Origin of the sequence: Parasphingopyxis sp. CP4 (assembly GCF_013378055.1) — a bacterium.
Lineage (GTDB): Bacteria > Pseudomonadota > Alphaproteobacteria > Sphingomonadales > Sphingomonadaceae > Parasphingopyxis.
This window is the reverse complement of the sequence record NZ_CP051130.1, coordinates 22,124-46,057: the sequence shown is the minus strand read 5'-3', so window position 1 is coordinate 46,057 and position 23,934 is coordinate 22,124. Positions and strand designations below refer to the sequence as shown.

At 58.4% G+C, this 23,934-nt stretch carries 24 protein-coding genes; 16 read left to right on the top strand and 8 right to left on the bottom strand.

Annotated features, from left to right (window positions below):
• The first annotated feature begins 102 nt into the window (after positions 1-102).
• Entirely contained in the window at positions 103-651 is a 549-nt protein-coding gene (locus tag HFP51_RS00220; protein WP_176873768.1) for a GNAT family N-acetyltransferase, read from the top strand.
• A 49-nt stretch (positions 652-700) separates the two neighbouring features.
• Here HFP51_RS00220 and HFP51_RS00215 read toward each other — a convergent pair whose 3' ends face one another.
• Positions 701-1,567 carry a metal-dependent hydrolase gene (locus tag HFP51_RS00215; RefSeq protein WP_176873767.1) on the bottom strand — a complete coding sequence of 289 codons (867 nt, stop codon included), beginning with the start codon at positions 1,565-1,567 and terminating at the stop codon, positions 701-703.
• A 49-nt stretch (positions 1,568-1,616) separates the two neighbouring features.
• Here HFP51_RS00215 and HFP51_RS00210 point away from each other — a divergent pair, with 49 nt between their 5' ends.
• From HFP51_RS00210 to HFP51_RS00170, 9 genes are all read left to right on the top strand, one after another.
• Positions 1,617-2,216, top strand: a complete 600-nt coding sequence (locus HFP51_RS00210) for a TetR/AcrR family transcriptional regulator (protein WP_176873766.1) — start codon at positions 1,617-1,619, stop codon at positions 2,214-2,216.
• A 213-nt stretch (positions 2,217-2,429) separates the two neighbouring features.
• Positions 2,430-4,913 carry a TonB-dependent receptor gene (locus HFP51_RS00205; RefSeq protein WP_176873765.1) on the top strand — a complete coding sequence of 828 codons (2,484 nt, stop codon included), beginning with the start codon at positions 2,430-2,432 and terminating at the stop codon, positions 4,911-4,913.
• Between the two features lie 101 nt (positions 4,914-5,014).
• Positions 5,015-6,058: a GTPase ObgE gene (gene obgE, locus HFP51_RS00200; RefSeq protein WP_176873764.1), complete on the top strand. Its 1,044-nt coding sequence runs from the start codon at positions 5,015-5,017 to the stop codon at positions 6,056-6,058.
• Positions 6,059-6,078: 20 nt separating this feature from the next.
• Positions 6,079-6,474, top strand: coding sequence for a DUF5360 family protein (locus HFP51_RS00195; RefSeq protein ID WP_176873763.1), 396 nt, complete (start codon positions 6,079-6,081; stop codon positions 6,472-6,474).
• Entirely contained in the window at positions 6,474-7,580 is a 1,107-nt protein-coding gene (gene proB, locus HFP51_RS00190; protein ID WP_176873762.1) for a glutamate 5-kinase, read from the top strand. The genes HFP51_RS00195 and proB overlap by 1 nt, the downstream gene beginning before the upstream one ends.
• A 53-nt stretch (positions 7,581-7,633) precedes the next feature.
• Complete coding sequence (locus tag HFP51_RS00185; RefSeq protein WP_370462963.1) at positions 7,634-8,488, top strand: NAD-dependent epimerase/dehydratase family protein; 855 nt, start codon at positions 7,634-7,636, stop codon at positions 8,486-8,488.
• A 132-nt stretch (positions 8,489-8,620) separates the two neighbouring features.
• Entirely contained in the window at positions 8,621-8,863 is a 243-nt protein-coding gene (locus HFP51_RS00180; RefSeq protein ID WP_176873761.1) for an acyl carrier protein, read from the top strand.
• The gene (locus HFP51_RS00175; RefSeq protein ID WP_176873760.1) at positions 8,860-10,113 is read left to right on the top strand and encodes an aminotransferase class I/II-fold pyridoxal phosphate-dependent enzyme; all 1,254 of its coding nucleotides are present in this window, start codon (positions 8,860-8,862) and stop codon (positions 10,111-10,113) included. Before HFP51_RS00180 ends, HFP51_RS00175 begins: the two co-directional genes overlap by 4 nt.
• A gap of 93 nt (positions 10,114-10,206) precedes the next feature.
• Positions 10,207-12,165: a response regulator gene (locus tag HFP51_RS00170; protein WP_176873759.1), complete on the top strand. Its 1,959-nt coding sequence runs from the start codon at positions 10,207-10,209 to the stop codon at positions 12,163-12,165.
• On the opposite strand, the gene HFP51_RS00165 is transcribed toward HFP51_RS00170, so the two are convergent.
• From HFP51_RS00165 to HFP51_RS00155, 3 genes are read right to left on the bottom strand one after another with little or no spacing between them, the layout of a single operon-like run.
• The gene (locus HFP51_RS00165) at positions 12,158-13,072 is read right to left on the bottom strand and encodes a hypothetical protein (RefSeq protein WP_176873758.1); all 915 of its coding nucleotides are present in this window, start codon (positions 13,070-13,072) and stop codon (positions 12,158-12,160) included. The two genes, HFP51_RS00170 and HFP51_RS00165, sit on opposite strands and share 8 nt — an antisense overlap.
• Positions 13,069-14,043 carry a diacylglycerol kinase family protein gene (locus HFP51_RS00160; protein WP_176873757.1) on the bottom strand — a complete coding sequence of 325 codons (975 nt, stop codon included), beginning with the start codon at positions 14,041-14,043 and terminating at the stop codon, positions 13,069-13,071. The genes HFP51_RS00165 and HFP51_RS00160 overlap by 4 nt, the downstream gene beginning before the upstream one ends.
• Before the next feature lie 3 nt (positions 14,044-14,046).
• Entirely contained in the window at positions 14,047-14,559 is a 513-nt protein-coding gene (locus HFP51_RS00155; protein ID WP_176873756.1) for a DUF2141 domain-containing protein, read from the bottom strand.
• 163 nt (positions 14,560-14,722) lie between these two features.
• On the opposite strand from HFP51_RS00155, the gene HFP51_RS00150 reads away from it, so the two are divergent.
• From HFP51_RS00150 to HFP51_RS00130, 5 genes are all read left to right on the top strand, one after another.
• Positions 14,723-15,898 (top strand): LptF/LptG family permease, encoded by a 1,176-nt coding sequence (locus HFP51_RS00150; RefSeq protein ID WP_176873755.1) that lies wholly within the window; start codon positions 14,723-14,725, stop codon positions 15,896-15,898.
• 9 nt (positions 15,899-15,907) lie between these two features.
• Complete coding sequence (gene lptG / locus HFP51_RS00145) at positions 15,908-17,002, top strand: LPS export ABC transporter permease LptG (RefSeq protein ID WP_176873754.1); 1,095 nt, start codon at positions 15,908-15,910, stop codon at positions 17,000-17,002.
• 67 nt (positions 17,003-17,069) lie between these two features.
• The gene (locus HFP51_RS00140) at positions 17,070-18,533 is read left to right on the top strand and encodes a lipopolysaccharide biosynthesis protein (RefSeq protein ID WP_176873753.1); all 1,464 of its coding nucleotides are present in this window, start codon (positions 17,070-17,072) and stop codon (positions 18,531-18,533) included.
• Positions 18,534-18,735: 202 nt separating this feature from the next.
• Positions 18,736-19,443 (top strand): sterol desaturase family protein, encoded by a 708-nt coding sequence (locus HFP51_RS00135; protein WP_176873752.1) that lies wholly within the window; start codon positions 18,736-18,738, stop codon positions 19,441-19,443.
• A 15-nt stretch (positions 19,444-19,458) separates the two neighbouring features.
• Positions 19,459-20,613 (top strand): N-acetyltransferase, encoded by a 1,155-nt coding sequence (locus HFP51_RS00130; RefSeq protein WP_370462922.1) that lies wholly within the window; start codon positions 19,459-19,461, stop codon positions 20,611-20,613.
• Positions 20,614-20,626: 13 nt separating this feature from the next.
• On the opposite strand, the gene xth is transcribed toward HFP51_RS00130, so the two are convergent.
• Complete coding sequence (xth, locus tag HFP51_RS00125; RefSeq protein WP_176873751.1) at positions 20,627-21,403, bottom strand: exodeoxyribonuclease III; 777 nt, start codon at positions 21,401-21,403, stop codon at positions 20,627-20,629.
• Positions 21,404-21,452: 49 nt separating this feature from the next.
• Here xth and HFP51_RS00120 point away from each other — a divergent pair, with 49 nt between their 5' ends.
• Positions 21,453-21,950, top strand: a complete 498-nt coding sequence (locus HFP51_RS00120) for a GNAT family N-acetyltransferase (RefSeq protein ID WP_176873750.1) — start codon at positions 21,453-21,455, stop codon at positions 21,948-21,950.
• On the opposite strand, the gene erpA is transcribed toward HFP51_RS00120, so the two are convergent.
• From erpA to HFP51_RS00105, 3 genes are all read right to left on the bottom strand, one after another.
• Positions 21,947-22,273: an iron-sulfur cluster insertion protein ErpA gene (gene erpA, locus HFP51_RS00115; protein ID WP_176876458.1), complete on the bottom strand. Its 327-nt coding sequence runs from the start codon at positions 22,271-22,273 to the stop codon at positions 21,947-21,949. The two genes, HFP51_RS00120 and erpA, sit on opposite strands and share 4 nt — an antisense overlap.
• A gap of 78 nt (positions 22,274-22,351) precedes the next feature.
• Positions 22,352-23,008, bottom strand: coding sequence for a M23 family metallopeptidase (locus HFP51_RS00110; protein WP_176873749.1), 657 nt, complete (start codon positions 23,006-23,008; stop codon positions 22,352-22,354).
• Between the two features lie 128 nt (positions 23,009-23,136).
• A complete protein-coding gene (locus tag HFP51_RS00105; RefSeq protein WP_176873748.1) occupies positions 23,137-23,934 on the bottom strand; it encodes a ferritin-like domain-containing protein in 798 nt (265 codons plus the stop codon).

Sequence of the window (23,934 nt, the reverse complement as noted above, 5' to 3'; positions counted from 1 at the left end):
GAGGGAGACGGGCTGACCCGATCTCCCCTTTTTTATGTCTCCCTCATATAATCGTCATCGAACGCGGCTAAGGCGCGTTTCGGGGGCGGCATGGAGAGAGACATGTTCGCAGTTACGAAGAGACTGTTGCTCAGGCCCGGCTGGATCGAAGAGGCCCCTGCCCTGACCGAGGTGATCGCTGATGAGCGGATTGCCCGGAACACGTCGCAGATGCCCTGGCCCTATCGCCTTGAAGATGCCGAAAGGTTTCTTGCGCGCGAACCAGATCTCGATTTCCCGCATTTCCAGATCATCGATCGGACGGTCGATCCCGTGCGGATGATTGGCGGTATCGGGTTCAAGGATGGCGGCGATGCGCCTGAAATCGGTTACTGGCTAACGCCAGATAGCTGGGGCCGCGGCTTTGCCACTGAAGCTGGCAAGGCAGCCATTGAAGCCGCTCGCGCGTCGCTCGGCTATCAGCGGATTGTCGCTGGCCATTTCGTCGACAATCCCGCGTCTGGTCGGGTTCTCGAGAAGCTGGGATTCCGAAGGACTGGATCAGTCGTGCCCCAGCATTCGATCGCCCGAAACCGCGAAGTCGACTGCGTCATGTTCGAGCTTGACGAGGAAGACATGCTTCGCAGCGTGACCCCGGCCCTAGCGGCCTAGAGAGAACCACCGAAAAGGGCCATGTCCGCAATGGGCATGGCCCAGCTGGTTAGGCAGCAAGCGCTTCCTTTTCCGGCTGCATCACCGCATCGCTATAATCGCTGTCCGCCAAGCGGATCAGCTCGCGATCGTCATGGTTCCATGGATGGAAGCCGGGGAGGAAATAGGCGATCCATTGCGGCAGAGCCTTACGCAACATGCCCGGTGTGCCGAACATGAACCATAGGATCCTGCCCATGGCACGCGCGCCGGTAATGCCGTCCTGGGCCAGCAAGGCCTTCATTCCGCGCACCCGCTTCGGCCAGAACATCATTGTCACGAGCAGCATGACTCGCGATTTGACCTTCCAACGTTGCCAACGCGACCAGTCCTTGGTCGCATGCATCCAGGTGTCATAAGCGACGCCCTTATGCTCAATCTCTTCGATCGCATGCCAACGCCACAAATTCGCCCATTCGGGATCCGCGCTCGCAAAGCCCTTTTCATTCTTCAAAATCTGCTGGGCCAGCAGCGCCGTATAATGTTCAAGCGCCATTGTGACCGCCAGGTCGACAATTGCCGGGCGATCCTTGGTTGCTTCGAGCGATTCCTCGACAACCTTTTCCAGCGGGCTGATGTCGTAACCGGTCTCCGAAACCTTTCGATTGAAAGCGACATGTTCGCGGCTGTGCATGACTTCCTGCTGCACAAAAGCGCGGATTTCGCCCGCCAATTTCGGCGGCACGCCTTTGCGATGCGCCTTCACCGCTTCGATGAAATAGGCTTCGCCACGCGGGAAGGTGACCGATAAGGCATTGAAAAAGGCTGTGCCCACCGGATCATTATTGTACCACCACCGGTCCTGACTGGTTTCTCGCCCGAAGCGGCGATCACGGGGGGTTATCTCAAGGTCGACAGGTGTCTTGTCTTTGGCCATGGTGCGACTCCATTGCAATTTATTCAGTATCTGAAGGCTACTTACATTAATGTCAATAGCGCGAAAACGCCTTACACCAGAACAGAGCAGAACCGCGGCTTTACAGGCGGCCCGTGAGCTTTTGATCGAGTTTGGCCCTCAATCCGTGACCCTGAAGGCGGTCGCGACCCGGGTTGGCCGCACCCACGCCAATCTGCTGCACCATTTCGGTTCTGCATCCGGATTGCAGCGCGCGCTGGCCGCCTATCTCGCTGAAACGATCTGCAACACGATCGGCGAGGCAGTGCTGAAGAGCCGGGCTGGCGAAGGAAATCCCCGCGATGTAGTCGACCTGACCTTTGACGCGTTCGACAAGGAAGGCGCTGGTGCGCTCGCCTCCTGGATGCTGATTTCAGGCAATGAGGATGCGCTCGACCCGATTGTCGAGAAGATCCATGAGCTTGTCGATGATCTCGCCGAAGGCGGACATGACGACCGAACGCTGCATGAGAATACGCTGGAGCTCGTCTTCCTGGCACTGGGTGATGCGCTAATGGGTCGCCAACTGGCCGCGTCACTGGGTCTCGAGCGGGAGACCGGTCGCGAAATTGCAGCGCGACGATTTGCACAGTCATTCGAACTCAGAAACCAGGCGGAAGCCGCCGAGTAAGGCGCGATTTACCTCAATTCGTCGCAATCGTGAAAGATCTGTGGTGTCCGGGCACCACATCTGTTGGCATAATTGTCACACATTCGTCACGAATATGCGGATATCGGCGAAAAATGGCCGATCTGGCTTGCGAAAATGCTGCCATTGATTCTTTATCGCTCCGAACCGGATCAACAAAAATACAACATACCGGCTATCGTAGGAGACGAACCCATGTTGAAACGCACTTTGCTGTGCACCGCCGGTGCGGTGGCACTCTCAATCCCCACAATTTCGCACGCTCAGGCTGAAGGCGTTAACCCCTCTGATGCCGGTAATGTGATCATCGTGACGGCTACCCGCCGTGCCGAAGACATTCAGGATGTTCCGATCGCGGTGACCGCCGTTAACCCGGAACAGCTCGAACGCCAGGGCGTCGCCAATGTCCAGCAGATCACGTCGGTTTCGCCGAGCTTCTCGACATCGAACGCACAGAATGCTGGTGGCACGGTTGTGCTGCGTATTCGCGGCGTTGGTACGACCTCGAACAATATCGGCTTTGAAAGTGCCGTCGGCATCTTCATCGATGGCGCGTATCAGTCGCGCCCGGGTATCGCACTGTCGGAGTTCGTCGATATTGAACGCGTCGAAATCCTCCGCGGTCCGCAGGGGACGCTGTTCGGTCGCAACACATCGGCTGGCGCTCTGAACATCACGACCGTCGCTCCGGACGTTACTGAGTTCGGCGGCTTCGCTAATGCGAGCTACGGCAATTATGATTTCATGAATATCCAGGGCGCGGTCAATGTTCCGCTGATCCAGGATACGCTCGCTGTGCGCATCACCGGCGCTTATAGCGAACGGGACGGCTATCTGCGCCTGCCCAATGCGGTTGAAGATTCGAACGAAATCGATCGCTATCTGGTTCGCGGTCAGCTCGGCTACGAAAGCGCAGGCGGGGTAACGCTGCGCTTGATCGGTGACTATTCGCGCAGCACAGCGACTTGCTGTCAGTCGATCGAAGTCCGCCGTTCGCCGGTGGAAGAAGCCGGTCTCTTTGCGCTGGTCGGGCTCGGCGCTCGTGGTGGTATCAACCAGCCGAATACGGGCCAGGAAGCGGTCGACGATCTGATTGGCTCCGGCAATTTCGCACCACTGGCTGATATTGATCAGTGGGGGATTACTGCTGAACTGAACGTACCGCTCGGTGACGATGCCGAACTGGTTTATATCGGTTCATATCGCGAATTCCGGTCAGACCAGGTCAATGACTCCGATTTCACCGGGCTCAACGTCGTGAACACGACGGTGAATCGTGCCGCGATCGATACGATGACTCACGAATTGCGGCTGCAAGGCGAAGCCCTTGATGGCCGCCTCTCTTGGCTCGTTGGTGGCTATTATGCCGATGAGGACATTACGGCTCGTGGGCGCCTAGAGCTTGGCTCAGACTATGACGCCTTGATCGGTGCGCTGATCTTTGGTCCGACCGGCGGAATGTTTGGTAATTCACCATTGCAAACACTGTCCGGCGGCTTTGATCCGAACGGCGCCTTTGCTGACAACCTCTACACCCAGAACAGTGAAAGCTGGTCAATCTTCACGCACAACGTGTTTGAGATTACCGATGGGTTGGATCTGACGCTGGGCCTTCGCTATTCGGACGAGAGCAAGAGCGGCGGATTTGCGCAGCTCGCAGCAAACAACCAAACCTGTACGGGTATTCTAGCCAATGCGCCGGGCCTTAGCATGGGTCCGCTCGCCGGGCTCGTACCAACACTGGTCGGCACAGCCTGTTTCCCGTTCACGGCACAGGCTGACCTTCCGGGTTCGGGCGTTGCTGGCGGCCTGCCGACACCGGCGACCTTCCAGACGAACTTTAGCGATGACGAGCTGATCTACACGGTCAAGCTTGGCTATGAGTTCCCGTCCATTCCGATCAATGTCTATGCCAGCTTCACGCATGGTTATAAGTCGGGTGGTATCAATCTGGACTCGACGGCTGCTGCTTCAGGCGCCGACCCGCGCTTCGCTTCAGAAGAAGTCGATGCCTATGAAGTCGGCTTTAAGGCACGGTTCCTGGATGATGCGCTGACGCTTAACGTTGCCGCCTTCCATCAGGAGTTCTCGAACTTCCAGGTGCTGGAATTCACCGGTACCCAGTTCCAGACCTTCAACGTCCCGCAAGCCGTATCGACCGGTGTGGAAATCGAAATTCTCGCACGGCCGAATGACAATTGGACGTTCAACGGTGGCCTGACCTATGTCGGCGCCAACTATCCTGATGACTGTGCCACTGCCGCAAACGCAATCCGAGTGCAGAATCTCTGCGGTAACCCGCTGACTAACGCACCGGATCTCGTGGCAATCGCCGGCATTACCTATGAGAATGAAATCGGCAACAATCTCGATTTCTTCCTCAACGGCCAGATCAGGACGGAAAGCGATCGCCGTACGTCGACCCAGCCGTCGAACCCGGCAAGCTTGGCGGATACTGCGCCGCTGCCGTTCGATTTCCAGGACAGCAATACGAAGATCAACCTGCGCGCCGGCATCGGAGCACAGGACGATAGCTGGAATCTGGAAGTCTGGGCCACGAACATCACCAACCAGATCACGCGTGGTGTTACGTTCAACACGGTTCTGCGGAGCGGATCGCGTTCGACCTTCCCACAAGAACCTCGGATGTATGGCCTGACGGTCCGCACTCGCTTCTAAGGAGTTTTTCCGAGGTAAGAATGAGGGCGGCCCCTGGGTCGCCCTTTTTCTTTGTATCGCCCTTTCTGGCGAATCATGTCCCCCTCGCCTAAGTAGCCTCCATGCATTTTCTCGATCAGGCCAAAATCTACATTCGTTCCGGCGCGGGCGGCCCCGGTGCCGTCAGCTTTCGGCGCGAAAAATATATCCAATATGGGGGGCCTGACGGCGGAGATGGCGGCAAGGGCGGCGATATCGTGTTTGAAGCCGTAGACGGCCTGAATACGCTGATCGACTTCCGCTATTCCCAGCATTTCAAGGCGCCGCGCGGCAAGGGTGGCGCTGGCAAGCAACAGACCGGCGCCGGCGGACGCGAACTCGTCGTCAAGGTGCCGGTGGGCACCCAGATCCTCTCGGAAGACAAGGAAGTGGTGCTTGCTGACTTCACCAAGGTCGGACAGCGCAAGACGATGCTGGAAGGCGGTATCGGGGGACGCGGCAATCTTTCCTATAAAAGCTCTACCAACCGCACGCCGCGGCAACACCAGTCCGGTGAGCCCGGCGAAGAGTTGTGGGTCTGGCTGCGATTGAAGCTGATTGCCGATGCCGGATTGCTGGGCATGCCCAATGCCGGAAAATCGACTTTCCTCAATGCCGTCTCGAATGCCAAAGCCAAGGTCGGCGCCTATCCGTTTACGACCATCCATCCCAAGCTCGGGGTCGTCCTGCATAAAGGCCGCGATTTCGTGATTGCCGATATTCCCGGTCTAATCGAGGGCGCTGCCGAAGGTGCGGGAATCGGCGATCGGTTTCTTGGCCATGTCGAGCGCTGCCGCGTGCTGCTGCACCTTATCGATGCAACGGGCGATGATCCGGTGGCTGCTTGGCGCACCGTCCGTGCTGAGTTGCAAGAATATGGTGCAGGACTTTCTGACAAGCCCGAAATATTGGCACTCAACAAATCTGATCTCTTGGACGACGAGCTTATGGATGCACTCGGTGCAGAACTCGCTGAAGCGAGCGGCAGCCCCGTGCTGCACCTATCTGGCGCAACCGGTGCGGGTCTCGAAACAGTGCTCGATCAGGTGATCGAAGCGCTCGGCCAGCCCGCCCCATCGACCGAAGTCGAGGAGGCGGATGAGGGTGAAACATGGTCTCCCCTGTAAGCATGCCCAAAGGACTGGCAATGACACTGCGTGTCGTCGACTGGGCAATGATCCTGTATTGGTCGGTGGTTTCGATGGCCGCGCTCAGTCTTTTTTCGTTGCCGCGCTGGGCCATGTATGACGGCTATGGAACCCCGATTATCGACGCGTGGAATTGGTCTTTTGCGCCACTCGATATCGCGTTTGCCATTGCCGGCCTTGCAAGTATTCATTTTGCCGCCAAGGCGGATCGCCGGTGGATTCCTCTGGCCCTGGTGTCCTTGGCCCTCACCTTTTGCGCGGGACTGATGGCAATTAGCTTCTGGGCGATAAAGGGCGAATTCAATCCATCCTGGTGGATACCCAATATCATGCTGATGCTGGTCGCGATCTACTGGATCCCGAAACTGGCCAATATCGAGCGGAGCACCGACTGATGTTTGGTCCGCGAGAATGCCCTCGCCTCGTCGTCAAAATCGGATCGTCATTGCTGGTATCTGATGAAGGTCGGATTCGCCGAGACTGGCTATCCAGTCTCGTCAGCGAAGTGGCTGAGCGCCAGGCGAACGGCCAGAAGATCATTCTCGTCTCTTCCGGTGCAATTGCGCTCGGTGCGCGATTGCTGGGGCTCGAGGGTGGCGGCCGCAAAAGCCTCGACGATGCACAGGCATCGGCTGCAGCCGGGCAGATTGCGCTATCGCAATGCTGGGCTGAGCTGCTCGACAATCATGGCATAAAGGCCGCGCAGATGTTGGTGACGCTGGGCGATCTTGAAGAGCGACGCAGCTACCTCAACGCCGCCGCCACGCTCGATCGATTGCTCCGCCTGGAGGCGGTGCCACTAATCAATGAGAATGATTCAGTCGCAACCCAGGAAATCCGGTTCGGTGACAACGATCGTCTTGCGGCAAGGATTGGGCAGGCGGCGCGTGCGGACGGCATCATCCTGCTGTCAGATGTGGCGGGTCTCTTTAGCGCTGATCCAAAAAGTCACGAAGACGCGGAGTTGATCAACACCGTTGAACATTTGGACGACGAGATTGTCGCCATGGCTCAAGGGACAAGCGGCATGGGGTCTGGTGGTATGAAATCGAAGATCGAGGCAGCGCGCATTGCGACGACTGCCGGAATCCCGCTTGCCATTATCTCCGGCCAGCATCAGGCGCCTCTTTCGCGATACGCAGAAAGCGGAACAGGTACAGTCTTTGCAGCCGAGGGTGAAACCTCCGCCCGGGAAGCATGGATGGCCGGACGATTGACGGCGGCGGGTAGAATCGTCGTTGATTCTGGCGCGGTCACAGCGCTTCGCGATGGAAACAGCCTATTGCCGGCGGGCGTAACAACGGTGGAAGGCAGTTTCGATCGCGGAGATATTGTTGATATTGTGGATGAAAGCGGCAACCTGATTGGCCGCGGCCTTGTTGAATATGCGAGCGCAGCTGTGGACCGGATCAAGGGACACAAATCGACGGATCTAGAATCAATTCTTGGCTATGCGCCGCGCCCCGCCCTCGTTCATCGCAATCATATGGTGACGCTGTGAAGAATCTGGCCGTGACTGGCGGTACCGGTTTTGTCGGTGGGCATTTGCTGCGGATGGCAGTCGCAGCGGGATATCGGGTGAAAGCGCTGACCCGCAAAGAGCAAAGTGCTTACGAAGGTATCGAATGGGTTTCCGGCCGGCTCAGCGATTCCAACAGCCTCCAACAGCTGGCCGAGGGCGCGGATGCGGTGATCCATATCGCTGGCGCAATCCGCGCCGAGGATCGCGACGGATTTGCCGGACCCAATATCGAGGGCACCCGCCACATGCTGGCAGCGGCTGAGGCAGCCGGCGTTCGCCGCTTCGTCCATATCTCCTCGCTCGCTGCCCGCGAGCCCGCGCTGTCCGACTATGGTTGGTCGAAGGCGGAATCCGAAACGCTGGTGCAAGAGTCCAGCACCGACTGGACGATCATCCGCCCGCCGGCCGTGTACGGCCCCGGCGATGGCGAGACGCTCGAACTGTTTGCCATGGCCAAACGCGGGCTGGTGATAACGCCACCCTCCGGGCGGGCCTCGCTGATCCATGTCGAAGATCTGTGTGCGCTCATCCTTGCCTCTCTCGAAGGGGATGCGGCCAAGGGAGCGATCTTTGAACCGGACGACGGCACCCCCACTGGCCTGTCTCATGTCGAGTTCGGCAAAGCGCTGGGCGATGCGGTCGGGAAATCAGTCCGGACTTTCTCCATGCCAGCGCCAATTGTCCGGCTCGGCGCTCGGTTCGATCGCCTGTTTCGCGGTGCGGACGCCAAGCTCACACCGGATCGCGCTCGCTATTTCTGCCATCCCGACTGGGTCGTGAATCCGGTGCACGCGCCCCCTGCTTCGCTATGGGCGCCGCAGATTTCCTACCAATCAGGCCTTAAAAACACAGCAAAATGGTATCTCGACCAAGGCTGGCTGGATTAGGCCTCAACCCAAGGCTATAAGCCATTTCCGGGGGTATCGGGGCAGCATATCAGGGCTGAATTCGACAATAACTCGCCGTTTTACCGCCGCATTCGGTTGGCAAGCCGATCCGATAGTTTTTAGGGACGCATTATGACAGACCGCGCGAAGACCTTTGCCTCGGTAAAGGACCTTATCGAACCATTTAATGCCAAAGGGACCGAGCTGACCGACAGCACGACCTTTGCGGGCGATCTCGAATGGGACAGCCTGACGGTGATGGATTTTGTCGCGTCAATCGAAGACGAATTCGATATCGTGATCACGATGAACCAGCAGGCCGAGATTGAGAATGTCGGTCAGCTTGTCGATGCCGTCGAGGAGCTGAAAGAATGAACGCGACCACGACCGAAGCCATCCAGCCGGAAACCGAAACGCCCAAGGCAGCCGACCTGTTCGCCAAATTCGATCCGCTGGTTAAGGAGCGCGATGAGTTGCTTGCCGCTGGCGTGCGCGATCCTTTTGCGATCGTCATGGACGAAGTCCGCTCGCCAACCGAAGCGGTAATCGACGGCAAGGACACGATCCTGCTTGGCACATATAATTATATGGGCATGACCTTTGATCCGGACGTTATTGCGGCTGGCATCGAAGCGCTCGAAAAATTCGGTTCAGGCACCACCGGCAGCCGCGTGCTCAACGGCACCTATGTCGGCCATAAGGCCTGCGAAGAAGCGCTGATGGACTTTTATGGAATGGACCATGCGATGGTCTTTTCCACTGGTTATCAGGCCAATCTGGGCATCGTCTCGACCCTGGCCGGGCGCGGTGATTATGTGATCCTGGATGCCGACAGCCATGCATCCATTTATGACGGCTGCTTTCTCGGCAATGCCGATATCGTGCGCTTCCGGCACAATAATGTCGAAAATCTCGAAAAACGCCTCGCCAAATTGCCGCCAGAAGCGGGCAAGCTGGTGGTCCTTGAAGGCGTCTATTCAATGCTCGGTGATATTGCACCGCTCGACGAAATGGTCCCGATCGCCAAGAAATATGGTGCAATGGTGCTGGTCGACGAAGCGCATTCGATGGGCTTTTTTGGCGAACATGGCCGCGGAGTTGCAGAAGCCCAGGGCGTGCTCGATCAGGTCGATTTTGTCATCGGTACCTTCTCGAAAAGCGTTGGCACGGTCGGTGGTTTCTGCGTCTCCAACCATCCGAGAACCGATTTCCTGCGGCTTGTATGTCGCCCCTACACCTTCACCGCATCGCTACCACCATCGGTAGTCGCAACGGCCACTACGTCGATCCGCAAGCTCATGAATGCGGGTGAGAAGCGCGATCATCTGTGGGAAAACAGCAAGCGGCTCCATCGTGGCCTGCGGGATTTGGGCTTCACCTTGGCGACAGACGAACCGGAAAGCGCAATCCTTGCGGTCCTCCTGCCCGATCAGGAAAAAGCCGTCCGCATGTGGCAGGCACTGCTCGAACATGGGCTCTATGTGAATATGGCTCGCCCGCCAGCAACACCGGTTGGCGTATATCTGCTGCGGTGTTCGCTCTGCGCTGAACATACCAGCGAGCAGGTCGAGCAGATTCTCGGCATGTTCGAGGCCGCCGGCAAAGCAACAGGCGCCATTTCCTAATCAACGGTTGCACGGCCAGCTGAGCGAAATTGGCTGACGAACCGCGCATTGCTGCTATCGAAGCGGCGCTGCGCGCGATATAGCGATCAGCCTATGGCGCTCAGCGACGAACAGGCAGCTCCGACAGGCTTTTCTGACAGGCAAATATGGCTGCGCGGGCTGGCTAGCGCTGGCGCACTTGTTCTTGCCCTGCTCTTTGCTGCGCTCATCTATCTTGTCGTCCAATCCAATGATGAGCGGGATGCAGCTGCGCTCAGCGAACGCCAAAGCTTTGAGACCATCATGGCAGCGCGCAGCATTGAGGAATCGATTGCCCAGTCCGAAGCGGCTCTTGGCCGCTTCATCATCAACGGTGATAGCACTCCGGCAACCATCTATCGCAATGAACGCCGAGCCACTGACCGCCGGATCGATCAGTTGCAACGCATTGTCCGCGATTTCCCGGAACAGGCTGCGCGCGCGCAAATTCTTGAAGATCTGTTCAACGCCTATTCGGGCGAACTGGCGGTCGCGGCAAGGCTTGCATCCAGCGGCCGCAACTTCGATGCGTTGGCCCGCTATAATCGCGTAACCGCCAGCCAGAATGGTGCCGATGCACTGGCCACGCTGGATCAGATTATCAGCCAGGAGCGGGAGCTCCTCAGTGACCGATCCGCCGCTCGCGTGTCGACCAATGAACGGGCTCGCTTACTAGCCACATTGCTCACCATAGCCGGTATCATCCTCGGCCTTGCTGCCCTGGGACTTGCCTATGCCACCCTGCTCGCATTTCGCCAGCGGTCTGATGCTGACCAGCGCGCCTATGCACTCGAAGATGCTGTTGCAGCGCGTACGGCAGAATTGGAGGCGGTAAACACCCAGCTGCGCGCGGAAGTCGCCGAACGCGCAGCGGCTGAACAAAAACTCAATCAGGCGCAAAAACTCGAAGCCGTCGGTCAGCTGACCGGCGGGATCGCTCATGATTTCAACAATATGCTGGCCGTTGTCGTCGGCGGACTTGAAATGGCCAAACGCAAGCTTGCCAGCGATAGTGAGAAAGCTGGCACGCATATCGATCACGCCATGGAAGGCGCCAATCGCGCTGCTGCCCTGACCCGAAGACTGCTGACATTTGCGCGCGCAGAGCCGTTCCTTCCCGAAGGAACAGATGCCGCCGATCTTGTCGATGCAATGGCGGATCTCCTCCATCGCTCACTCGGCGAACAGATTTCGCTGACCATTGCCGCCGATGATCGGACTTGGCCGATCTGGGTGGATCCCCATCAGCTGGAAAATGCCGTGCTGAACCTTGCCGTGAATGCGCGCGATGCGATGGACGGCAAAGGGGAGCTGACAATTGCCATTCGCAATCGGGATGTAAAAACCGGCGATATCGATGCCGTGGATGCGGGCGAATATGTCGAGATCGCCGTCAGCGATACTGGTGAGGGCATGGATGCAGAAGTTATCGAACATGCCTTCGAACCCTTTTTCACGACCAAACCGGTCGGCAAGGGAACGGGATTGGGCCTCAGCCAGATTTTCGGATTCATCCGTCAGTCCGACGGCGAGATTGCGATAGAGTCCACGGTAGGCAGTGGGACGACCGTATCCTTGTTCCTGCCACGCTTCCATGGCGATGCAGCTTTCCCGCCATCGGCCCCGGCCGGCGATACAGTCGTGCCGCAATCGGGCTCGGAACAGCGTGCGATGACGATCCTGATGGTCGAAGACGATCAACGGGTGCGCCGATCGACCACCGAAGCACTGGAAGAATTGGGCCATAAAGTCCTGGCATGCGCCAATGGCCCGACGGCCTTGGAGGTGTTGGACGAACGGCCCGATATCGACTTGCTCCTTTCCGATATCGTCATGCCCGAAATGACCGGCCCGGAACTGGCGGGGCATGTGAAGGAACGATTGCCGGATCTACCGATCATTTTCGTGACGGGTTACGCCCGCGACGCGATCGATAGCGAGCAATTGGCGGGCCATGCCATCCTGCGCAAACCGTTCACGGTTGCCGCCCTGGCCGATAGTATCGAAAAAGCCGTTCCGCAGCCGTCTATCTGACGGCACCGCGCATCAACAGGCGCGGCAGGAGGACAAGCGCACCGAGCAGCGGCCATCGCCTTTGCCAGGGACGCACATCAATCTCTGTTCCTGCATGGCGATTGATCTTCCAGGCTAGATAATCGACGCCGCCGGCATAGGTGGCGCTTGCCTTGGCCAGGCGGATAATCGTCAACAGCTTGCCCTCGATCCGCCGGCGCCGCCAACCCCAGCGCGCCGCACGCGAACCACCCTGGCCGGGCGCAACGATGGCATTGGCGCCTTCGACATCGATACCAAGGTCAGCAAGAACCGGCCCCGTGAATTGGCGATAGCGTTCGGGGTCGAAATCGACGACCGAGGCCGCGCGCCCACCCCGTTCCGCACGGAGTTCGGCCGAATATGTCAATGCAAAGGCTTCGCGCCACAGATCGAGCGGATCAATCGATCCGTCAGTCATCGGGATTGCCGCACCAATTAGAGCCGGCGCCGCTTTGGCGATGGCCATCACCACCCGCTCTGTCGCTGCATCATCACGACTCCAAACCAATCGAGACGGCTGCGCGAACCGTGCCCATACAGATACGTTTCGGGTTTGTGAGGATGCCAGCCGATCAAAATCCGCCTCGCTCAGAACCGCATATTTGGCCTGCAGGCCTTCGTGCTGGACGGGAAAGACGTTGGGCGGGATCCAGCGATTGGCAACCGCCAGCCAACGGCGATCATAGGCCTCGCGATAATCCGAGACGATGACATAGAAATCGAGCATCTGACCATCGAGCTCTGTCGTCCGAAGACAAGACCCATAGAATAATACGGCCCGAGCGGAATCGCCAAACAGTCCCGCGACATGCGCTGCAAAGGCCGCAACACGCGGATCGGCGGAGACCGCAATCTCCGCGCGGACCAGATCCTGAACTGTGGTCACGCTGCGAGCGAGAGGAACGGTACGGGCGTTGTATGGGTAAGAACGATCGGCCGTTCGTTATGGGTCTCGAACAATTCACCATCAAGGATCACGCTGGAGCGATCGCCTTCGATACGAATTTCATTACCATGGCTGAGATGGACACCCGCCAGTGAGCTGGTTCCCAGGCGACCGAACAGGCTGGCCCAGAAAGCGCGCAGCAATGTCAGCGGTTTCTGTTCGACCATCATGAGTTTGAGCGGACCGGCATCAGTGGCGCCCAGATCTGTCTGGCTCTTGAGCAACAGCCTTTCGAGCGTTGTCACCATCAACAGCGCGAACTTGCCTTGAATCTGCCCTTCATGGACCACCGAAACGCTGATTGGTCGGGCCTGTGGCGGCAGGAAGCGCGCCTTGATCCTAAACAGCGCCGAAAAGACGACCGCGATCGCCGTGATCAGATGGCTAAAGCCATTGGGCAATCCAAGCGGATAGATTTTGTGACGGCAATAGAGGATCGAATCTGCAAGGCCCGCTCCGCCCAGGAACATGCCGAGTACCGGTCGACCATTGGCATCGCCACCGGACAGCGCAATCAGTTCACGGCGCACGATATGATCGGAAAGATCTGTGCGCACGATCTCCATGATCCGTTCGAGCGCCGCGATCGGATCGCCCTCTGCGCCGAGATCCAGCGCGATCAGGTTCGTCTTGCCGTTCGGCAATACAGCGACCGGCGGCGCGCCATCCGGAAATTGTTGGCCGTGATGCAACTCGGTAAGCGCAGCCTGGACGGTGCCATCACCGCCATTGATTACCAGGATCTGGGGTTTGACACGCGCGATCGTCTGCAACGCATCGCCAATCTGGCTCACATCCTCGACCTCATAATGGAAAATGTCAGCCCGCTGCGCGCAGAATTTGCGGATGCGCGGCAACATGGCGACGTTTCCCGTAGATCGGGGATTGGAGAGAAGGGCGACGCAGACCATCTGTTAGCCAATCGGCTCCACGGACATGCCCTGGAGATAGTTGAGCACCACCGTCACGCGCGTGACACCGCTGCCGGCCCGGATGACGACTTCGTCGAAATCGGGTTCCAGGTTGAACGGGAAGGAGAGATCCGGGTTGCGGGAAAAGCCGCCGCCATCGCGTCGGTCCGAACGGTTGTTGCCATTCGAATCATGGCGCACTGCGATCCCATAGGTACCGGGGCCCGGCAGTGGCAGGCACACGGTCATATTGCGGTTGCGCGGGCGGACCGGGATATCGACCCGATGCAGCCATTCACCGCGTTCCAGCCAGCTGCCGCCGCTGCCATAGGATTGGACACGGACGCGACCATTATTGTCACGAAAGCCCACAACGCGCACAAGCGCAGCGGTTCCGCTGGCGCCGGCCTCGCACCGGGACATGTCGTTAGCGACGCGCGTACCGGCCTGGGCCGCGCTCGTCAGGGTTACCGCAGTAAGGGCTGCGGCCACAGGGATAATTTTGCCTTTCAGCATTCACTCGAACTCCAATGATAGATGCCACACCGATTTGCCCATAAGAGGCATGGCAAAATTCACACTAATCCCCTATTTCGGTCAGATATCTCCAATGCTTGCGGCCAAATTATGGTCACGGAGCGTCTGAACTTTGCAAATTTTCACTGCCACCGACCGTTATATGTTCCGGCTGATCATCGTCCCGCTGGTGGCGACGCTGATCATCGCGGCCATGTTGCTGGTACTCGACAAGATGTTGAGATTATTCGATTTTGTTGCACGTGAAGGCGGGCCGGTCAATGTCGTTTGGCAGATGCTGGCCAATCTGGTGCCCGAATATCTGTCGCTGGCGATTCCGGTCGGATTGATGCTCGGCATCCTGTTTGCCTTCCGAAAGCTCGCTTTATCGTCCGAACTCGACGTGTTTCGCGCGGTGGGAATCGGCTATCGGCGGCTCTTGCTCGTGCCCTATATCTTTACCGTCGGTTTCGTCCTCTTAAACCTGCTGATCGTCAGCTACTTCCAGCCAATCGCCCGTTATTCTTACGAAAACCTGCAGTTTGAGCTGCGTTCGGGTGCGCTGGGCGCGTCAATCAACGTCGGCGAGTTCAACACTCTGGGCAGCAATATGACGCTGCGGGTCGAGGAAAGCACCAATGACGGGCGCGATTTGTCCGGCATTTTCGTGCGCACGACCTCGCCAGATGGTCGCGCGTTATCGGTGTCCGCAGATCAAGGCACATTCATGGCAACCGATGAGCAGGACACGATCCTGTTGCGGCTGACCAACGGCCGCCTCATTCACAATCAGGACGATTTCGAAAGCCCGCGCGTCTTGAGCTTCGAAAGCCATGACCTGCCGATAGATCTGCCTCAGATCGAGCAATTCAGGGGGCGTGGTGGCGAACATCGCGAACTCACGCTGTTCGAGCTTTCCCGCGTCAGTGGCGATAGCAATGCGCCTGAAGAGCTGCGCCTCGCCAGCCGCGCCAATTTCCATTTTCGCGTGGCCGAGATCGCGATGATGTTCCTGTTGCCACTGCTTGCGGTGGCGCTTGCCGTGCCGCCCAAGCGATCGACATCGGCGCTCGGCGTGTTCCTGTCGGTGGTGATGATCACAACGTTCCACAAGATATGCCAATATGGCGAAGACGTAGCCGCACTTGGCCGGGTGGATCCGTTCATTTCGCTCTGGATACCCTTTGGGCTATTCGCGGCGCTCATTATCTGGATGTACTATCATATTGCCTATGTCCCCGGCGGCCAGCCAATCGGGGCGCTCGAAAAAGGCTTCTCCAAAATGGCCCAGCTCGTCCGCCGGATTTTCCTGCGCCGCAGACGACCGATCGGAAACTAACTCTCGACCATGCAGCTTCAGTTTTTCCCGTCGCGCACAATCTCGCTCTACATGGCGAAGATGTTTCTCACCCGCACTTTCTCGGTGCTTGGGGGACTGGTCGTCATCCTGATGACCCTCGATCTGCTCGGCGAGTCTGGCAAGATCCTCGCACCTGAAGGCAATGGTGAGGCCGAACTCTGGTTCTATGTCTCACTGCGCGTTCCCCAACTGATCGAACGCTTCCTGCCCTTCGCGGCGTTGCTTGGAACACTGATCGCATTGAGCTCGATGAACGCCAATAGCGAGATTGTTTCGATGAAGGCCGCAGGTGCATCTGCACACCAGATACTCGCGCCGCTCATCCTGACAAGCTTCATCGTCGGCCTCGGGCTGTTTGCCTTCAACGAACGCATCGTCGCTCCGGCCTATAGCACGCTAAGCGCTTGGGAATCAGTCGATTATGGCCCAATGCCCGAGCAAGCAACAGGCTCGACCAATGTCTGGGTGCGCGACGGCAATGACCTGATCAACGCGCAATCTGTCATAGGGCGTGGCGAGGATGCCGTGCTCGAAGGGGTCACCGTCTATGATCGCACGGGCGGCGTAATCGAATTTCTCGTCAGCGCAGACCGCGCCACCTATACTGGCGACGGGTGGCGTCTCGAAAATCCGCAGCAATTTGATGTCTCGGCGGTTGAACAGAGTAACCCGGAATCCATTGTCATTGCGAACGGCGTAACGCCCGATCAATTTACCCTGGCCAATGTCGAGGCGCGATCCCTGAACTTCTTCGAACTGCGCCGCGCGATTGCTGACCTGCAAGCGGCAGGACGATCCACCACATCGCTGGAAGCCGGTTTGTGGCACAAAATATCCGGGCCACTTTCGACGTTGCTGATGCCATTGCTTGGCGCTGTTGCGGGATTTGGCCTGGCGCGATCCGGCCAGCTCTTCATCCGCGCGATCATCGGCATGGCTCTTGGGTTCACCTATTTCGTGGCCGATAATTTCGCGCTCGCCATGGGCAATATCGGCGCATATCCGCCATTGCTGGCGGCATGGGCTCCCTTTTTCCTGTTCCTGTTGATCGGCGAAGCGGTGCTGATCCGAACGGAGGAATGAGGCAATAACGCAGAGCGACGACAACAGCACACCGGTTCGACGCGGAGACGTTGCCCAAGGCGCGGGAATGGCCGCGCTGGCCCGGCTCGGCGCTCTGATCGAAGTTATCGCACAGCCCATTTATACACTGCTTTTCGGCATCGCGACCTATGGACTCTACATCGTCCTCTGGTCGGCGGTGAATATGGCTGAAAAGATTGTCGATCTGTCGCTGACCCAGGCACTGCAGCGGATCGTTCCCGTAGCCGACGAGGAAGCTTCGCATGGCGCAGTCAAATTTGCGCTATTGGTAACTGTCATCCCGGCCGCGCTTATCGCAGGCCTGGTCACATTTTTCGCCCCGCAGATTGCCGGTGCAATCTCCGCATCACCCGAAGATGCTGCGACATTGCCGCAAATGATCGCCCTGTTCGCCTGGGCCTTGCCGCTCTGGACGTTCGTCGAAGTCGCGACCTCTGCTGCCCGGGCACGGCGCGCATTCGGGCCGGAAATTCGCTTGCGGATCTTCTGGGAGCAATGCGCGCGGCTCGTCTTTGCCGTCAGCTTCTTCTTTGCCGGCTGGACGAGCAACGGCCTGTTGCTCGCACATCTCCTTTCGCTTCTGCTGGTGTCGATCCTCTCAGTCCGCCTTTTGGGACGTTACTATGATCTCAAAATGATGATCACTGCGCCAGTTCCTGCAGGATTACGGAAACTGGTACTGGTGTCCGGCATCGCCCTTTCTCCCGCCGCAATTGCCCGGCGAATATTGAATGATCTCCCGCCGATCCTGCTCAACCTCATGTTGCCAGGTACCCAGGGCGCGACCGCCGCCGGTCTGTTTGGAATTGCGCGCAAGATCGCGTCGGTTCCGCTGATTGTGCGTCAGGCGTTTCTCTACGTCCTGGCCCCGCTAAGTTCTGCCCAAGCAGCGTTTGACCGCTCCGAGATTGCGCCACTCTATGCCTTTTCTTCACGTCTTTCGGCGGCCTTGGTCCTCCCGCTCGGTGGGCTACTGATCCTCTTGGCAAGTGACATATTGAGCCTGTTCGGACCGGGAGCGCAGGCCGCACTTATGGCACTGATCATTCTCACTATTGGCCGGATGGGCGAAGCCATTATCGGGCCAGCCACGCCAATCGTCGAGATGATCGGGCATCGTATATTGCCGCTCATTAACAGCCTGATTGGGATTGCTGTCTGGGCAGTCCTGGCATGGTATCTGGCACCCGATCGCGGTGCAGAAGGCATGGCGATTGCGGTGAGCGTTGGCGCAGTGGCAATCGCCCTGGCCGCTGTGGTTGAACTCCAGATCAGTGATCGCCTCCAACCCTTTGACGGGCCTTTTCTTCGTGGTCTTGCATTAGGCGCGCTGGGATTGTTGATCCTGTCAGGCGTTGGATATGCGCTCGAGCCGCTGGCCGCGCCAATCCGCGCTGCCATTCTCACATTGTTCTTCCTACCATTATGCTGGGTGACATTGCGGGTTGGGCTGGATAGCGAGGATCGCGCAGCATTGGGCGGGATCGCGCGCCGTACAAAGCTGATATAGTCTCCGTCACGCTTCCGCCGCTTACGCCACAAGATCGGCTCATTTTTCGTCGCAAAGCTGCCTTATTGCCTATTCATATGCCAAATCTTAGATCAATGACGCCCATTTGGCCGACAGATTCGTATTTTGAAGGAAGTTTGACGTGAGAGCCGCAGCACCCGCGCGCGCCGGAATTTGGAACCGGTCGCACTATCTGGACAAGATGACGCTTAAAGAGTTGGTCGTCGCCTATTTCCAGTATTACGCGATTATCGCCTATCTGGCACTGACCGTAGCATGCCTTGCACTCTATGCTTGGCAGCCAGCTGCACTGGCACCGACGCTGTTGAGCGCGGCCGCAGCCGTCGTCCTTTATCCGCTCGCCTGGTATGTTCTCCATCGCTGGGTTCTGCACGGCCAGTGGATGTACAAGACGAAGATCTTCTCGCCGGTCTGGAAGCGGATCCATTACGATCACCACCAGGACCCGAACCATCTCGAAGTGCTGTTCGGTGCGCTGTACACGACGCTGCCGACGATCGTCGTCTTCCTCGCGCCGATTGGCTGGGCTATTGGCGGCATGGGCGGTATGGCGATCGCACTTGCAGCTGGCCTGCTGACGACATGCTTTTACGAGTTCTGCCACTGCATCCAGCATCTGAAATATAAGCCGCGCAACAAATGGCTTGCCCGGATGAAAGCGCGCCACATGGCCCATCATTTCCATGATGAGACCGGCAATTTCGGGATCACCAGCTTTGTTTGGGACAAGGCATTCGGTACATTTTACGAACGCCCGGATCGCAAGGTGAAGAGCGAAACCGTGTTCAACCTTGGCTACACGCCGGAAAAAGCGAAGCGTTACCCGTGGGTGTCTGAGCTATCCGGCGGCGTTGCAACCGGGCATCCGACCCAGCGCGCCCAAGGCTAGCACCGCCCTGCCATCATGAGCACAGACATCACCGTCCGCCCGGTCACCGGCAAGGCGGAGCTCAAGACATTTGTCGATATCGCGTATCGGCTGAATGCGGATACGCCGCATTGGGTACCGCCGCTGCGTTCGGACGTCTTTGAACTCCTCAATCACGACAAGAACCCATTTTACGAGCATGCCACCGTCCAGTTGATGATTGCCTGGCGGGGCGATGAGCCCGTCGGTCGCATCTCCGCGCATTTCGACCATCTCGCGCTTGAGCAACCTGCTGAACAAGGCATGGGACCGGGCACCGGCAACTGGGGCATGATGGATGCGGCTGATGAATCGGTAATGCACGCGTTGATCGCAGCCGCGGAGGATTGGCTGCGTGATCAAAATATGACGCGCGTCATAGCGCCGATGAGCCTGTCAGTCTGGGACGAACCGGGACTGCTGACCAAAGGCCATGACCATGCACCGATGATCATGATGGGCCATCACAAGGCCGATTATGAAGGCTGGATCGAGCGTGCAGGCTATGACGAGGTCAAGAAACTGTTGACCTATGAAGTGCCGGTCGAAGATGGGTTTCCGCGCCTGATCAACCGGATCGTGGCCTCGGGCGAACGCAATGAGCGGATCGAAATCCGTCCGGTTGATATGAGCAAATTCGACGAAGAAGCCACGTTGATCCTCTCCATCCTCAACCAGGCCTGGAGCAAGAATTGGGGCTTTGTCCCGATCACCGATCGTGAAGTCCAATATATCAAGGGCAAGCTGAAGGCCGTCATCTATCCACCGGTTAATCTGATTGCCTATTATGACGGCGAACCGGCCGCGTTCATGCTGTGCCTGCCGGATGTCAATGAGGCGCTGATCGATATGAAGGGCTCATTGCTCCCCTTTGGCTGGGCAAAGCTGCTTTGGAAGCTAAAGCGGAAAAACTGGGGCGGCGGACGCGTTCCCTTGATGGGTGTCTTGCCAGAGCATCAGAATAGCCGGCTGGCGAGCCAGCTTGCCTTCATGATGATCGAAACGATCCGCAGCTGGGGTGTCGAGACGATGGGCGCCAAACGCGCAGAAGTTGGCTGGATCCTCGATGACAATCAGGGAATGGTTGCCATCGCCGACGCCATTGAAGGCACGATCAACCGCCAATATTCGGTCTACGAGAAGACGCTGTAAGGTTTAAGCGCGGCTAGTCCGCCAGCTCAATCCAAATCGGCGTGTGATCCGAGGCCTTTTCGCGACCCCGATATTCCTTGTCGACGCCAGCATTGGTGAGTCGATCTGCGGCCACCGGGCTGAGCATCAGGTGATCGATTCGCAAACCTGCATCCCGCTGCCAGGCTCCAGCCTGGTAATCCCAATAGGTCCAGATCTTGCCCGTCGGGAAGCGCGCCCGGATCGCGTCGGTCCAGCCCATTGCCGCGAGCCGGCGAAAGGCGGCGCGACTTTCCGGCTGAGTGAGCGCGTCATCGGCCATCGCAGCGGGCGAATGGACGTCGTCGTCCGTGGGGATCACATTATAGTCGCCGGCCAGCACCACCGGGCGCTCGAGCGCAAAAAGCTCCTCCGCCCGGGCCAGCAGCCGCTCCATCCATGACAGTTTGTAATCGAATTTGGGGCCAGGCTGCGGATTGCCATTGGGCAGATAGATGGAGGCAACAATCACGTCGCCCAGCTCTGCCTCGACATAGCGGCTCTGCTCGTCCTCCGGATCGCCTGGAAGGCCGCTCTGGCGCTCGACAAGCTCACCACCTCTGGGAGTGAGGATTGCTACGCCATTGAACGCCTTCTGGCCGAGCCACATTCCGGTATAACCAGCGTCCTCAATCGCCTTTTTCGGCAAGCGATCGCCATCGCCCTTCAGTTCCTGGAGGCAGACGAGATCGGGCTTTTGTTCATCGAGCCATTCGGTCAGGCGCGGCAGGCGGGCATTGATGCCGTTCACATTGTAGGTCGCGATTTTCATGGGCGCTGTTATGCATGGCCCGCGCGCAAACGACCAGTGGGAGAATGGCGTGAATATCCGATTGGGCAAAGCGACGGAGCTCGACGCGCTTGATGCGGTCATTCGCTCGTCCGACGAACTGTTTCGCGGCACGCATCTCGAATGGGCGCTCGACGAGGATGTTTCCGAGGCGTTTCGGTTTAACCGGGCGCTCGGCGAAGGCACGCTCTGGGTGGCTGAGGTCGACGGGCAGCTTGCCGGCCTGGTCTGCGCTCATGCGACCGAGACCAGCATGTATGTCGACCAGCTATCAGTGGCGAAGGCGTTTCAGGGGCGCGGGATCGGCCGGGCGCTGATGCGCCATGCGATCGCCCATGCGCGAACCGCCTTCCCTGCGATCTCCCTGATTACCGATCGGGAGATTCCCTGGAATGCGCCCTTCTACGCTTCGCTTGGATTTGTCGAATGGCCGGAGCCCGATCCTGGCGTGCAGGCAGACCTGGACGAGGAAATTGCCGACGGATTTGATCCCGCCACCCGCATCGTCATGATTATCGAATTTGGCTAGACCGAGAAGCTGGTGCCGCAGCCGCAACCCGACTGGGCGTTGGGATTGTTGACCTGAAAGGCCGCGCCGCCGAGATTTTCAACGAAATCGACCGCGCTGCCACGCACCAGATCAAGGCTGATCGTATCGACGACCAGCTTCACGCCATCGCGCTCGGCCAAGACATCGTCATCGGCAACATCATCGGCAAGCTCAAAGCGATACTGAAATCCTGCACAGCCGCCGCCGTCGACAGCCAGCCGCAAGATAGCAGGCTTGCCCTGACGCTCGGCAATAGCGGCAACACGTTCTGCAGCAGCCGGGGTCAGATCAATATCAATCACGTCTGTCATGCGCTTAAAATAGGCATTGGGATGCGCTGCGACAAGCGCGCGCTCCGCTCTGCCTCAATCTGATAAAAATTACTGGCTCGCGCCAACCGCGCCAATGCTCTCGCTGCTCGCATCAGCCAGCTGCGCCAGATAGGCACCCGATGTCATGAATGGCATCGGATTGACCGGACGACCGGCGATACGGACTTCATAGTGAAGATGGCTGCCCGTGGAGCGGCCCGTCGAGCCCATACGGCCGATCAGCTGGCCGCGTGTAACGCGTGCACCGGGCTCAACCAGAATACGCGACATATGGCCGTAACGGGTCTGGATTTCGCCGCCATGGTTGATCTCGACATATTTGCCATAGCCGCCAACCCATTGCGCGCGACCGACAATGCCGTCTGCTGTCGCATAGATCGGGGTGCCGACCGGACCGGCCATATCGAGGCCGTTGTGCATGCGGCGACCACGGCGGAACGGATCGCTACGCGTGCCAAAGCTGCTCGTAAGCCGATAGCCCTCAACCGGGCGGAGCGACGGAATAGCCATCACACCCCGGCGTTGGCGTTCATCCTGCCGCCAGCTGGCGAACAAAGCGCGGACATCAGAGGTTTCGGCGCTGGCAGCTGTCGTCGATTGGGCAGCGGCTGGCGTTGCAAAAACTGCAATGCCGAGCCCGGCAAGCAGCGCATAGCCGATGCCAACCAGGGATTTTTTGGCCGATGAAAAAAACTGTATCGTCATAGCGGTGTTGCGACCCGTTTATGGCGATCTGACACGCAAATTCCGCGCGCAAATCAAAAAATACTCATATCCGGAGACGGCAATTGTCCCCCCGCTTCCGGTGTGGGGCGACATTGTTTACGAAGTGCCTAACAGGCAAGGGATTGGTAAAAATCTCGGGTCAAACCGGCTTGTCGACGCGCTGAATCGTTGAATGGAGGCTTTAGCTGCCCGCCAAAATAGCGCGAAACGAGATTCTTCCACTGTTGCTGCGGTGCAACATTGTCACTTTTGCATCTGTATTCAAACCATTTCACGCCGAATCCGACATGCTTGATTTCGTCGTTCATAATACGGGCCAGAATTCGTGCAGACGGAATGTCTCCTGCTTGGTCAAAACGCTCGATCGTCATGGGCGTCACATCCAGTCCGCGCGCTTCGAGCACCATCGGAACAATTGCAAGGCGGGCAGCCGCATCATGTGCAGTCGTCTCAGCCGATTCCCATAAGCCGTCATGCGCAGGCAGCGCGCCATAGCTGGACCCGAGCGTGCGGAGCCGACGATCGAGCAATGCGAAATGCATCGCCTCCTCCGCGCCCACCCGCATCCAATCATCGACAAATTCAGGCGGAAACTGACTACCGAACCGGCCGATCAGATCGAAGGCCAGGTCAATCGCGGCAAATTCGATATGGGCAAGGGCATGGAGCATCGCGATCCGCGACCGCTCCGATCCCCCCTTTCCCCGGCGAGGCATCTTGGACGGCGGACACAGTTCAGGCCGATCAGGACGACCGGGGCGATCCGGCATGTCTGTATCGAAGACATGGCCGAGCCGACCCAGCCGCCAATTACGCGCGGCGGAGCGTGCGGCAAAAACCTTCTCGTGCGGATTGGCGGCAATCAGAACCGATGTGACGGCGGACGCGACGCTTGCTTGCGGCAT